Origin of the sequence: Gilliamella sp. wkB195, assembly GCF_001690445.1 — a bacterium.
In the GTDB taxonomy this organism is placed as follows: Bacteria; Pseudomonadota; Gammaproteobacteria; order Enterobacterales; family Orbaceae; genus Gilliamella; species Gilliamella apicola_E.
In genome coordinates this window covers 169917-183963 of record NZ_LZGP01000037.1, presented here as the reverse complement: position 1 = coordinate 183963, position 14047 = coordinate 169917, and the positions used below count along the sequence as shown (strand labels likewise).

The window sequence follows — 14047 nt, the reverse complement described above, 5'->3', positions numbered from 1 at the left end:
TGAGACATCTTCATAAATGAGGTATAAAATTTATACACTTAAATTTAATTCTCATTGAAGGCTAACATGAAACGTAACGTAATTATCGCAATGTTTATGGCAACAAGCTTATCTTGTTCTGCAGCTGAACATCACCCACATTGGGGGTATGAAGGGCAGGAAAAACCAGAAAACTGGGGAAAACTTTCACCGGAATATTCAACTTGTGAAAATGGTAAAAATCAATCGCCAATCAATATTGATCATGTATTAAAAACAGAACATAGCAAGCTTAAACTTACTTTTGAAGCCGGTCAGCAAAATATTATTAACAACGGCCATACTATTGAGATCGATGTTTCCGGAAATAACCAATTAGAAATAGACGATGAAATATTCACATTACAACAATTTCATTTCCATACACCGAGTGAAAACACCATTAAAGGCAAATATTTCCCAATGGCAGCACACTTTGTTTATAAAAACAAAGATAATGAATTGGCCGTAATCGCATTAATGTTTAATAAAGGTGAAGCTAATTCAGAATTAGCAAAAGCATGGCAACAAATGCCGACAGAATCAGGAAAAAGCGCCATTTTAGCAAACGCCGTTGATATTAAGGCGTTATTCCCAAAGGAATTGAATTATTACCGTTTTAGCGGATCGTTAACAACACCTCCATGTACAGAAGGGGTAAGATGGATCGTGTTACAACAACAATCTCAAGCTTCAGCAGAACAAATCGAAAAATTCCACTCGATTATGCATCATGATAATAATCGCCCAATTCAGCCATTACATGGAAGGGTTATTGTTGATTAAAAAGAAGATTGGGGTTTTAGGTTTTAGAAGAAGCGATCACTAAAGCTTCTTTAAAATATATCTGTGCAAGATAGTTGCTTATAAAATAAATAAAAGTTTGTTTTTGTAACAAAAGAATGCTTATTCGTTGAATTTTGAAAAAAACCGCAGTTGAGCGGTTTTTAAGTAACTAACTAAATCAGCGAAATTTTAACTGAATGTTAATCTTTAACTGTGAATTACCAACTAAATTACCTGTTACTATTGAATTTGAGTCAGACATCTCTAATGTCTAAGTCCAAATTAAAATTTTTTTAAATTAGCAAATCCTGAGGTTGTTTGTGTATTATTAAGAGTAACACGAAGATTTATCTTAGATCCTTTAATTTCACCTTGGTAGTAACGAGCATAATCTCCACCATTTTCTTTATTTTCATGGATTATAATAATTACCACTCCACAATCAGACATGTTGCTATAAAATCTTGCAAGATAAAGGCCAATTTTTATTATTTTGTTTCCTGCTTTAATATATATAATATTTTTATGGATAATGCAAAAAAACACGGAATCGTTTATTCTATGAAAAGTGATGTGATTGATTAGGAAGTAATAATGCAAGTTTTCGGAAATAAAAATCAAAAATTGACTATCTTAAAAGAAAAGCCGTTCAAACTAGAAAAAGAGATCCAGTCATTATTCGAACATAATTTAGATATTATTGGTAATTTAACCTTTGTAAAATCTGAATTCAAAATCAAAGATTACCGTATTGATACCTTGGCTTATGATACTGAAGCGAAGGCATTTGTTATTATTGAATATAAACGTGAACGTAATTTTAGTGTTATCGATCAGGGTGTGACCTACTTAAATCTTATGCTGGATTATCAGGCTGATTTTATTGTCGAGTATAATGAATCTTGCCAAGCGAATTTAAAACGTCATCAAATTGATTGGTCGCAAAGTAAAATTATTTTTGTTTCCCCTGCATTTACTGATTATCAAAAACAATCGACTAACTTTAAAGATTTAGCCATAGAACTATGGGAAATTAAACGGTTTGATAATGACTTAATTTCGATTAACCCTATCAAACGTTCTAAGTCGGCACCAAGTATTAAACAAGTACAACATACTAAAGATTCGGCATTAGATAAAGTAACTAAAGCGTTAGTTGTTTATGATGAAGACTATCATTTGAATGATAAATCAGATGATGTTCTAGAGCTTTATGAAAGCTTTAAAAATTCTATTTTGGCGTTATCGACAGATTTAGAAATTTCACCTAAAAAATTTTATATTGCTTTTAAACAGGGTAAAAATAATATTGTTGATATTCATATTCAAAGTAAATCGTTAAAGATATGGATTAACGCCAAAAAAGATGAACTGGATGATCCCAAAAAACTCACTAAAAACGTTTCGAATGTTGGTCATTGGGGAAATGGGGATTATGAATTGACTGTGTCTGATACTAAAAATTTAGAATATATTATGAGTTTAGTAAAGCAGGTGTTGTAACCTTTTTAAATAGATGTGTATTAGTTTAAAGCTAATTAAAAATCTGTTTAATTTTTTCCCAAAAACTCATAGACTTTATTTCTTCAATTCTTTTTTTTAAAGCATTTTCGTTTTCTTGGCTTTTAGATAATGCTTGTTGTAACTGTTGGTTAGTTAATTTTATATTATCTAAGCTATTCCTAACGTTATCATACCGTTTAATTGCCTCTGTTAATTTAAGCTTACATAATTCTTGGAACTCATTAAATTTCTGTTGATTATCATCAATTATTTTATCCTTTTTGAGTAATTGTTTTTCATAGTAATGAGATGATGTAGGGTTTGAACGTATGTGACCATAAACTCTATTATTAAATAATTTTTTTAAAAAATTATAGTAGTTTTCGACATTATTAGCATCATAAACTTTTCCGTTAAATTCCTTAGAAAACCAAATTTTATCTGAAATACTGACTTCAATTATTGGTATTCCATGTTCTAAGAAATCACGTATTTTTTGTGACGTGCATTTATGTTTCACAGTAATTTCGATAACGACTTTTCCATTCCATTTCTCTGCTAAATCACATTCAGAAGAAAAATAACCAATAAGGTCAGGAAAATAAACATTACCATTTTCAAACTGCAAGCGTGGTTCAATAATAAACTTTGAAAAATTCAATAAATAAGTTTTATCTTTAATAATAAATTTAATATTTTTTAATTCAGATAAAACAAGTAAAGCTGTTGAATGGGAAATAGTTTCATTATCACCTTCGCTATTATTGCCACCTTTCATATTTTCTATATATCTAAAAAAACCATTCTTAACTGGCGCCATTCTTGATCTGTTTGACGGATTCGCTTGCGTACTATAAAAACTAATTTTTTTATAATCTTCTGGTAAAGTATTTTTTAATTTTAGTACTTCCCAAATATAGAAAGTTCGAAATCTAGATGGATCATTTTTATCTTGTATGAACTCATCCTGTTCATTCTTTGCATACGCCCATGTTTTTTTGCCATATTCAATCCACCTTTACTTTTACTTTTACTTTGATAAAAGACCTACTTGTCTTTTAATACTCTCTAAAAATGCTGACCGAAAGGCTGGATCGTGAGCATAGAGTTGATAGAGTTGCATATCTTTCTGGCGATTTTCCAGCATGATTTCGCGCATGATTCTTTCGAACGCCAATTCTCGATTATAGGGATCGTGATTATTTTTATATTTCATATCAAAATCTTTATGAGCAGTGACATCTTGCACAATGGAAATAAATTTCACCCGTTGATCTTCTGGAGTAATGCTCCAACCCTGAAACCAACGTTCATTAAACATATTCACAATATCGTCTAATGTACTTTCTTCACTTTCGCCAGTATGCGCACCTCTTGGATTAGCATTTTGAGGGTCGAGTTCGGCATCTTCAGTATCTAATTGAATTTTATGATTCAATTTTACCCGTTGTAAACCATATGAATTAAGATCTACAGATTCAAGGAGTTCATCTAATTTATCCATGTCTGGATCTTTCACTTTTAGTTTAGGGATTAAGAATTTTAAGAACCAAAACAGTTTTTCCCATATTGGCATTTCAAAAGGTATGATAGCCGCCATTTGGCTATAAATTTTTACAAATTGCTTCGCTTTAATTTTAAAATCAACTTTATCGTCGTTATCTAATTCGAGTTGAACATTAAAACGATCTGCAGCAAGGTCAATAATTGGGCTAAGTAATTCGGCTGCACTACCTTTAAAGTAAAGTTGATTAAACGTTTCAACCTCATGCCATTCATAAATGCCAGGTTCATCAAGCATATCTTTCAGTTCGTGTAATACATTAATATCGGTCGCATGAGATAATGAGGTTGCAGTATAGAAAGGATCAAACGCCTGCTTAATATCTTCAATACTATTAAAAAAATCAAGCACAAATAGATCTTCGGTTTTCTTGCCCCATTTAGGTGCTGCTCTATTAAGACGAGAAAGAGCCTGTACAGCTAACACATGTTGTAATTTCTTATCCACATACATGGTACAAAGTTTAGGTTGGTCAAAACCAGTCAAATACTTGTTGGCAACAACCAGTAATCGATACTCATCAGAGTCAAATTTTTCGGAGGTATCATTATCTGAAAACCCGTTGATACTGGCTTCACTATATTCAATTCCATCAATCTCTTTATCGCCGGAAAATGCAATTAGTATTTTAAATGGATAATTGAGTTGTTTAAGCTGTTCATTAAGAGCAAAATAATAGTGGATAGCACTTTCAATATTTTGTGTAACTACCATACCTTTGGCTTTTCCTTTCAGCTTTTTACTATTCACTACCTGATTAAGGAAATGATCCAACATAATTTCAGCCTTAACGGCGATGGTTTGCTTACTTCTCTCAACAAAAGCGCGTAATTTTTTTTGTGCTTTTTGAGTATCAAACAGTGGATTATCTGAAATCGACTTTTCTATTTCGTAATAAGATTTATAGGTAGTGTAATTAGTCAGTACATCTAAGATAAAGCCTTCTTCAATGGCTTGTTTCATTGAATACAAGTGAAATGGTTTAAAGGTACCATCAGCTTGCTGATCACCAAATTTTTCTAAGGTAATGTTTTTAGGCGTAGCTGTGAATGCAAAGTAAGACGCATTGCCTCGTAGTTTTCGCGCCTGCATGGTTTTGATAATGACATCTTGAATATCTTCATTTTCATTGGTATCGACATTAGCCGTTTTGCCCATAGTTTTATTCATATTATCGTGAGCTGAACCACTTTGTGAACTGTGCGCTTCATCGATGATGACTGCAAAGCGTTTATCACTCAGATCGTTAATACTATCAACAATCACCTGAAATTTTTGGATAGTGGTGATAATAATTTTTTTACCATTTTCAAGTGCTGCTTTTAAATCTGATGATTTTTGAGCATGAGCAATAATATTTTTTACTTCTGAAAAACCACTGATATTATCACGCAGTTGCTTATCTAAAAGACGGCGATCCGTCACCACAATCACTGAATCAAAGAGCGGCAAATCAATACCTTTTGCGCCAGTCACTGAATTATTATGAGGACAAACTTCGATCAATTGGTATGCTGCCCATGTAATGGAATTGGACTTGCCTGAACCGGCTGAGTGTTGAATAAGATAGGTATGACCAGTCCCGCGACTAGCCACATCTTCAATAAGTTTACGCACAACATCTAATTGATGGTATCGTGGAAAAAACAGCATTCGTTTGGTTAATAAATCTTTACTGCTACCGTCCAAACGTACAAAATGCTGAATTATATTGGCAATGCTTGCTTTCTTAAAAATACTTTCCCATAAATATGCCGTTTTATGACCACTAGGATTAACCGGATTACCTTTACCTTCGTTATTACCTTTATTGAAAGGTAAAAAGACGGTATCCTTACCAGCTAATTTAGTAGTCATATACACTTCGTCAGTATCGACGGTCATATGAACTAAACAACGAGCAAAGGTTAATAGTGGTTGATTGATATCTCGATCTTCGCGGTACTGTTTTTGACCATGATATTGAGCCGTTTGACCTGTCCACGGGTTTTTTAACTCAAGGGTGATAATGGCGATACCATTAATAAACAGCACCATATCAATTTCTTGTAGAGGATTGAGCTGCGAATAACGTACCTGACGTGTACAGCTAAAGATATTTTGTGCAAAATTATTATGTACTTGTTCACCACTGCTGGCAAGCGGTACTGGGTACATTAGTGTTAAATGAATATCATCTATGGCTAAGCCTTTTTTAAGTAAATGTATAATGCCATATTTTTTAATTAACTTATCAAAACGATCAAGCACTTTACGTTGCCAATCGTGGGGGTGATTCTTCTGTAGTTTATTCAACTCATTGGCTTGGGTATTATGTAAAAAAGACCAGAAGAAATGGTTATCAATAGCATACTGGGCGTTAAAATCGCTTGCCAACCCTAATTGATAATAGTCTGAATAATGATCCAAATTAGGTTCCTTTACACCCTTAAGTTCTTCCAGACACGTGCCGGTTAACTGTTTTTCAATCGTTGCTTCAAGGGCTTGCTCATTGGTTTGACTGACCATATGTTCTTCCTTATTAATATTTATTCTTCTGGCGTAATTTTAATTTTTCCTGTTACTGCGCTGTCAATTAGGGTAGTTTTATATTCTTTAAGTTTTTCGATTTGTTGTGTTTCTATATCAATTAAATTGTTATATTTTTTCATCTTTTGTTCTATGTAATCAACTATAGTTGATTGTTCTTCTTTTTCTGGAAAAAATATACTAATTGAATATAAATCATCAGTATATAAACGAATAAAACCATCCATTACTCCTGTAACCCTCTTTTTAAACTCAGCAAGAAATTCGGGACAAAGTAATAAATGGCAGAGAAAATTTATATTAATAATATTACTATTTTTTTCTTTATATACAGAATAATCAGGACTAGTTATTCCATTAAAATTAGAGACAGCTAATAGCCCGTTTACAGCTTGCATTTTATTTATAACTAAACACCCTTTTTTAACAATTTTATATCCAACCAATGACTCTGCATAACCGGCTCTTTCTGCCAAAGATGATTTGGGTATGACCCCTTGATATTTACTTAAGGATAATAGTTCTTCACTACCAGTTGCTGTTCTGATATTTATTTCGTCTAATAAATACTTAAGCTTAGATATTTTCCAATGTTCAGGGATCATCCCAATCCACTCAATACCGGAATCTTTCATTGGCACATTAGGATCTAACCCTTTTGTTACAGCTTGTTGAATAATAATTTGCTGACGCTCTTTAAGTAGTTCAATCTGCTTTTGTTTTATGGCAATCGATTGATCGATCTGGGCTGTTTTTTGATTAAGAAAATCGGTAATTAAAATTTGGGTTTCAATACTTGGTTTTGGAAACAAGAGTGACTTCATATCGTTTTGAGAAATTTTCATACGAATTGTATTCATTTTTCCCGAGTCGCCAATTTTAATAAGAATACCTTTTCCCAAACGAAGAAGCCCTCGTTGAAAACCTATATGTTGAAAAATTTGTTCATAAAAAGAAATAAATACACTACTACTTTGTGCATATAGAGCGTAATAAACAGGACTAATTGCTCCCAAATACTTAGAAAGTCCAACTGCACCAACAATAATATTCATACTATTCATAACAATATCATTAGGTCTTGCTATTTTATAGGCTGTTAAATCATCCTTTCTTTTATTCCCACCTCTTCCTTCATCTGAGTATTGGGTAACTCCATTTGCGATAGATAATGATAGTATATCCTCTGTAATTATTGGATCGTTCTTTTCATTACGAAAATTGAGTATCCCTCTTAATGGTACTAACTCCCACCCTTCAGGTATTTCCCTCAACCAATCAACTCCTGAATCTTTATAAGCCGAATAACGAGGCATCTTAGTGACTGTTTTCATTGTCATTATTCCATTTTATCCGATAAACCTAAAATTTCAGCAATCAAACCATCCGCTTGTTGCTCTAAAGATAAAATATCCTGAGTCACCTCTTCTAATGAACGTAAAGGCTTGTGACGATAAAAATATTTATTAAAGCTAATTTCGTAACCGATTTGAGTACTATCTAGGTTAATCCAAGCTTCTGCGACATATGGTCGCACTTCTGCTAAAAAGTAGCGGTGAATATTGTCTTTCAGTGGGATAGACTCCGCATCGCGTAAATCAGAACAAGGTTCATAAGTAATATATTCGTTAGTCTTACCTGTTGGAAAATAACCAAAATCAGCTAATTGCTCCACTTCACAATCTAGATGCACTAATAGCTTTTCGAGTTTATCTTTATTGAAACTATGCACTTTTTGAATCACTTTTTCGGCATTTTCGTCATACCAACTCACCGCATTTAAAATGGCATTTCTCTCACTAGATGATAGTTTTAGACTCAATGTCTTAATTGTTTTATCAACATCCCGTTTAAATAGTTTAAAATCACGGTACTCTTGCTCACCAACCTGCTGCATGATAGCTAATGCAGATTGATAAAGAGTTTGTAGCTTTAACCAATATTTGGTATCAAAAATTTTATCTTTTGCTTTGCTATTCAAACTAATACCATTATCTTCACACCAGTCTAGAATCGATTTTTGTTGCGGTTTTAAAAATCCAGTCTGATAAACATGCTCACCATAAATACTATATAAATGGCTCATCACGTCACGTAATGATTTATCAAACCGCAGTTCAGCAAGGGATTCAATATTAAATTGTGCCTTACGACGATCGGGGCGTTCAATATTAACTTTATAATAACCAAAATCACTATTATCAAAACATTGACTGGCAATACCAATCGGGTCGTTATTATTATCAAGTTGCCGTTCGATAGTCGCCATATTCAAATAGGTTTGAGTGATTTCTCGGATATGTTCAGGTGAAAACTCACAATTTTTATCACCTAAATTTTTACGCAATTTTTGAAATAATAGACTCGCATCAATTAATTGTACTTTACCTTGACGATGCGGAGCTTTGTTACTACTTAGTAACCAAATATAGGTGGTTATGCCGGTATTATAAAATAGATTATTAGGCAGTTGAACAATAGCCTCAAGGCGATCATTTTCAATAATATAACGACGAATATTACTTTCGCCACTACCTGCATCACCGGTGAACAAGCTAGACCCATTATGAACGGATGCGATACGAGATCCTTGCACACCAGCTTGTGGCAATTTCATTTTACTGACCATTTCCATTAAAAACAGTAATTGCCCGTCACTCGATCGAGGAATAGCATCAACCTCTTGTTCGTTACCCCAATAATCTTTTAACTTCACTTTAAAACGATTATCGATGACATTTTTGCCATCTTTGATATATTTTTGTTCCGATGCCCAACTTTTTCCATAAGGTGGATTTGACAACATAAAATCAAAAGGACGACCTGCAAACTCATCGGTAGAAAGTGTTGAGCCAACTTTGATATTTTGTGGATTATTACCTTTAATCATCATATCGGATTTACAGATAGCATAGGTTTCATCGTTGATCTCCTTACCATAGAGTTCAATCATACGATCCGTTCCTTCAAGGGGGTATTTTTCTTCGATGAAATTCTGTGATTCGGTAAGCATGCCACCACTACCACAAGCAGGATCGTAAATAGTTAAAACCCCCGGTAACTGATCTTTTATCGGGTCAAAGACCAAATGGGTCATCAGTTCAATGACTTCACGTGGCGTAAAATGTTCGCCAGCCTCTTCATTATTCTCTTCATTAAATTTACGAATCAGCTCTTCAAATACATACCCCATACCTAAATTGGTCAAAGCTGGCAGACGGTTACCGTCTGGATCTTCAGCCTCTTGTGGTGTCAAATTAATTTTAGGTGACACAAATTTTTCAATAACATCTAATAACACATCTTTATTCGCCATATGGCGAATCTGTGCTTTTAAATTGAAGCATTGAATAATTTCTTTAACATTTTTGCTAAAGCCATTAAGGTATTCTTCAAAATTAGTTAATAAAATTTGATTGCTATTATTAGCTGAAAGGTGAAGCTGTTTTAGCGTCCATTTGCTCGTGTTATAAAACACATAACCGGATGCTTTTTCCAATGGGTAATCATCGAGATCAGTATTTTTATAGGTTGTTTTTTGAACATGATATTCTGTTAATACCGCTTGCTTAGTCGGTTCTAATAATGTGTCAATACGCCGTAAAACTACCATAGGCAAAATCACATCACGGTATTTTCCCCGCACATAAACATCGCGTAAACAATCATCGGCTATAGACCAAATAAAAGAAATAAGTTTATTGTGTACGCTGTGATTCATTTTTTACCTTAGTTATGAGTAACTTTTTAACTTAAATTTATGCAATAAATGATAGCATAATCCTTATATTAACAATAGAAGGTAAAACATGAGAAATAGTAGATGGACAAAAAATAGGTAGAAATAAATTAAAGTCAGATTTGTATGTTGTCTAAATAATTTAATGAAATAAAAGGAGATTTAGGCATTTATAAAAAGCCAGTATTCAATACCAAAACCCCCCGATAATGTCTAAATTCTTTGCTAATTATCTGCCGAGCCCATTGATCTTGGTTTACTACTCCAGCATTAGCTCTTTATTAGTTAATTCCCTGTTCTTGTTGATTTTCAACTAGTAAGCGTTTTTTATCGTGTAAAGTATAAGCGTGCCGTAAACTGTGCATTTTATTGAACCCGACTTTTTAGTATTGTCCGTAGTAGATATTAGATTGTTTCTATTCACATTTTTTACTTCGCAATACTCGGATTTTCTTTCTATAACGAGAGGGGCAAATCCGTTTAGCCTCTACACCTAATGCATTGGCAATAATCAGCTCGCCTTTTGTCCATGGACGTACAAGTGCGTTGGCCAGTGTTGAAGGTGCATAGCCAGATTGTCTAGATAACGCAGATAGCGTTGTTCCTTTCTTTTTCAATGCAGTAATAATATCGGCAGGATGCCAGTCCTTTTTGCTATTCATAATACCTCCTAAAATCAGAAATCACATGAATTATTAATGTAAAACTTTAATTGTGATTAAATTAAAATAAAAATTCAAGTTATACATGATTTATTAAAGCATTCTATTACGAAATTCAAATCGAAGAAGAGGATAATTATTAATCAAAACTATATAAAATGAGCAGCAATAATCATGATTGGTAAGCGATTAAAAATAGCTAGAATTAATGCAGATCTGACACAAACTGAACTTGGAGTGAAAGCAGGGTTAGACGAAGAATCAGCAAGTTCCCGCATTAGTTCTTATGAAAATGAAGTTCATTCACCTGATTTTACTCTTGTAAAACGTCTCGCAAAAGTTCTTGATGTACCTAGCGCTTATTTTTATGCTGAAGATGATGAATTAGCCGATTTTATTATTCAATATAACAAGCTAAAAAAACAAAAGCCTAATGCGTTTGTGAGTTTAACGGCTTCATAATTGTGATGACATCCATTTATTTAGAACAATATAGGCTTGTTATTCATACACTGAAAGAAGTAAGAATTAAGCAAAACATAACCCAAGAAAAACTAGCACAAGCATTAAATCGGCCACAATCTTTTATTGCCAAGGTTGAAAGTGGAGAACGCCAATTAGATGTGGTGTAGTTTGTGCATATTGCTTGATTACTATCAATTAACCCTGAAACTGTCGTTAAAAAGATTAAATAAAAGACTTATATGTTAATTAAAATAGAAAGTTTTTATGGAGATTCATTACTCTCTGGCAAAGTGTCATCTGTTGCACAATTAAAACACCGAGTGATGGCGGTATTAGCCGATTGTGACTTAGGCGATTTTATATCTATTTTCTGTGCTCGTTATGGTTATTATATTTATCCATATGATGAACGCATTCAAGTAGATTATGTGGTTGATCTCGATATTTATAAGGTATATAAACCAATTTATTAAAATATGAGAGGTTTATATTATGTTTCTATTGCTAGACCAAATTGAGCTGATGAGCTAATGGGTGAAGCTTTCGATGAACGATGAAATTAAATGATTTTAAAGTATAAAAAATGAAACACTGTCTTAATACTTTTTATGAACGTTTTTGGAAAAATAGTTGGTGGAGCTGGCGGGAGTTGAACCCGCGTCCGAAATCTCTACATCCTTGGTACTACATGCGTAGTTTGTCTTTAAATTTCGCCTACCTGCTGCGGACAAACACGCTACCGATAGACTAGCTTGATTAAGTTTAATGCTTCCGCCCCAAGCAAGGCTTCCACACGATCTCGTTTGGGTTTGACTCCTCTTTATCCCCGTCCTACGAGCGGAGGCTAGGGAGAGAAGGCTCTATGCAGGTTATTAAGCTGCTAGTGCGTAGTTTTCGTCGTTTGCGACTATTTTTTTGCGGTTTATTTACGAGGCCTACCGCACCTCGGCATGCACCTTGGGTTTCGCAAATCCCGTCGAATCCAGAATCAGCCCCAATTATGGTATAAGTAATATTAGGGCATTATAGGTGAATTCAAGTAGTAATACAAGTTAACCTATTTCTGGATTTATCTATCTTTCCATTGGTCTTGCAGGTTTTAAAATAGCGATATTAATAGTATGCTTTTTTTGTTTTCTCTGAATTGAATAGTTAATATCAAATAGTGAAAACTGTATATTATTTTGATTTAGGATTGTTTTTACATATTTAGCCAATCGATGAAGTAGAGGGAATAATAACAGATTTATCAATCCCTCCGTTTAGATGGTTAATAGACATTATGTGTTCTTTGAGCTAGTTCTTTGATGATATCAGGATAAATTTTTTCTAAGGTATAAAACCGTAATAATATAATGGTGATTGCGCTTAATACTAAGGGTGCATAAATAAATAATACTTGTAAAGTAGTTAATACACTTTCAGGTTGATTAGCAATATCTGTCGCAATATATCCTGCCATTCCTAATATCCAACCAATTCCTCCGGAAGCAATACCACTGCCTAATATCGCGCTAAAGCTTCCTCCACTATAGACTAGGCCATCATTTCTAATGCCAAATTTCCATTCGCCATAATCGATGGTATTGGCTAGCATAGAATATGCATTTCCCATAATAGGTGCAAAACCTGCTCCTCGTAAGATAGTTCCAATTATTGCAATATAGGTATCATGAGGTGCAATTGCCATGATAATACTACCTAATATAATGGTTGCCATACCAACAATTATAAATGTTAAACGGCTCATTATTTTTAAAATATAAGCTGAGCACATTAATACTACAACTAACGGTAGTGCAAAAGCCATATTGATTAAACCGATAAGTTGGCTATCGGCCAAAAGATATTTTGCGTAGTAAACACCCACACCATTGATTAGTCCTAAAATACTAAAACTTACTAACATGGTGAAGAACATTGTGACCCAATACTTATTTGCTAAAAGAGTTTTTAATGAAACACCAAGTGATGGCGCATTGTACTTAAATTGGTTAATTGGTTTAATTCGCTCTTTAGTATTAAAAAAAGTATAGAAAAAGGTAAAAATTAAAATTGCGGCATAAATTATCATGGTAAACTGCCAACCGCGTTCACCTCCACCAAAAAATTCGACTAAAGGTAGTGTAATATACGGAATGATTAACATGCTTGCAAAATAGCAAAGCATACGATAAGTATTTAATCGACTGCGTTGGTAAGAGTTTTGGGTCATTAATGCTGCTAGCGTGCCATAAGGGATATTGCTTGAAGTGTAAATAATCCAATGTATATTGAGCGTAATGGCAGCAAAAATTAATAATGCAAATTCACTCCAATTTTCTGGTGCACTAAATACCATTATCAAAGATAAACCAAATGGAATTGTCGACCATAAAATCCATGCTCTAGCTTTGCCATGTTTGCTTTTTGTTCTATCAACAATAAAACCCATAACGACATTAATCACAGCATCAAAAACACGTGAAAATAGTAGTACAGCTCCTAGTAAAGTAGCTGAAACTCCCACAATATCGGTATAATAGTAAAGCGCAAAGGTTCCAACGGTAACACCCGAAAAGCCTGTTGCAAAATCACCTAGTCCATAAGCGAGTTTTTCTTTAAATGAGATGTCATGGTCAGCCATATGACCATTGTTATCAATTACTCTTGTATTCATTATGAAATCTCCGATGAATTTTCCATATTTAAATTACTGAAGATGATCGCCTATCTAAATTAAGGCTTTGATCATAAATAGTTGATGAAAGCCTTGATCATGATGATCATCTAACCTGATAG

The 14047-nt window shown here is 33.6% G+C and carries 11 protein-coding genes, 1 other RNA gene and 1 pseudogene; 5 read left to right on the top strand and 8 right to left on the bottom strand.

What is annotated here, in order from left to right; all coding sequences use genetic code 11:
• Positions 1-66: 66 nt before the first annotated feature.
• On the top strand, positions 67-804 hold the full coding sequence (locus A9G08_RS10695; protein ID WP_065563686.1) for a carbonic anhydrase: 738 nt from the start codon (positions 67-69) through the stop codon (positions 802-804).
• 282 nt (positions 805-1086) lie between these two features.
• On the opposite strand, the gene A9G08_RS11575 is transcribed toward A9G08_RS10695, so the two are convergent.
• Positions 1087-1254 carry a hypothetical protein gene (locus A9G08_RS11575; protein WP_081299577.1) on the bottom strand — a complete coding sequence of 56 codons (168 nt, stop codon included), beginning with the start codon at positions 1252-1254 and terminating at the stop codon, positions 1087-1089.
• Positions 1255-1398: 144 nt separating this feature from the next.
• On the opposite strand from A9G08_RS11575, the gene A9G08_RS10690 reads away from it, so the two are divergent.
• The gene (locus A9G08_RS10690) at positions 1399-2307 is read left to right on the top strand and encodes a DUF5655 domain-containing protein (RefSeq protein ID WP_065563685.1); all 909 of its coding nucleotides are present in this window, start codon (positions 1399-1401) and stop codon (positions 2305-2307) included.
• Positions 2308-2338: 31 nt separating this feature from the next.
• Here the strand turns inward: A9G08_RS10690 and A9G08_RS10685 are convergent, their stop codons facing one another.
• From A9G08_RS10685 to A9G08_RS10665, 5 genes are all read right to left on the bottom strand, one after another.
• Complete coding sequence (locus tag A9G08_RS10685) at positions 2339-3127, bottom strand: hypothetical protein (protein ID WP_065563684.1); 789 nt, start codon at positions 3125-3127, stop codon at positions 2339-2341.
• Between the two features lie 210 nt (positions 3128-3337).
• Positions 3338-6379, bottom strand: coding sequence for a type I restriction endonuclease subunit R (locus tag A9G08_RS10680; protein ID WP_065563683.1), 3042 nt, complete (start codon positions 6377-6379; stop codon positions 3338-3340).
• A gap of 20 nt (positions 6380-6399) precedes the next feature.
• Positions 6400-7734 carry a restriction endonuclease subunit S gene (locus A9G08_RS10675; RefSeq protein ID WP_218058479.1) on the bottom strand — a complete coding sequence of 445 codons (1335 nt, stop codon included), beginning with the start codon at positions 7732-7734 and terminating at the stop codon, positions 6400-6402.
• Between the two features lie 5 nt (positions 7735-7739).
• Entirely contained in the window at positions 7740-10121 is a 2382-nt protein-coding gene (locus A9G08_RS10670; protein ID WP_065563682.1) for a type I restriction-modification system subunit M, read from the bottom strand.
• A 434-nt stretch (positions 10122-10555) separates the two neighbouring features.
• A complete protein-coding gene (locus A9G08_RS10665; RefSeq protein WP_065563681.1) occupies positions 10556-10801 on the bottom strand; it encodes a helix-turn-helix domain-containing protein in 246 nt (81 codons plus the stop codon).
• A gap of 174 nt (positions 10802-10975) precedes the next feature.
• Here A9G08_RS10665 and A9G08_RS10660 point away from each other — a divergent pair, with 174 nt between their 5' ends.
• The 3 genes and pseudogenes from A9G08_RS10660 to A9G08_RS10655 all read left to right on the top strand — a co-directional run bounded on the left by A9G08_RS10660 (position 10976) and on the right by A9G08_RS10655 (position 11739).
• Complete coding sequence (locus A9G08_RS10660; protein WP_065563680.1) at positions 10976-11263, top strand: helix-turn-helix domain-containing protein; 288 nt, start codon at positions 10976-10978, stop codon at positions 11261-11263.
• A gap of 5 nt (positions 11264-11268) precedes the next feature.
• A pseudogene (locus A9G08_RS11570) lies at positions 11269-11430 on the top strand (helix-turn-helix domain-containing protein); the annotation flags it as partial.
• A 75-nt stretch (positions 11431-11505) separates the two neighbouring features.
• Complete coding sequence (locus A9G08_RS10655; RefSeq protein ID WP_065563679.1) at positions 11506-11739, top strand: hypothetical protein; 234 nt, start codon at positions 11506-11508, stop codon at positions 11737-11739.
• 158 nt (positions 11740-11897) lie between these two features.
• Here A9G08_RS10655 and ssrA read toward each other — a convergent pair.
• Both ssrA and A9G08_RS10645 read right to left on the bottom strand, forming a co-directional pair.
• Positions 11898-12262: a transfer-messenger RNA gene (ssrA, locus tag A9G08_RS10650) on the bottom strand.
• A gap of 274 nt (positions 12263-12536) precedes the next feature.
• Complete coding sequence (locus tag A9G08_RS10645; RefSeq protein WP_081299575.1) at positions 12537-13925, bottom strand: MFS transporter; 1389 nt, start codon at positions 13923-13925, stop codon at positions 12537-12539.
• Positions 13926-14047 lie beyond the last annotated feature (122 nt).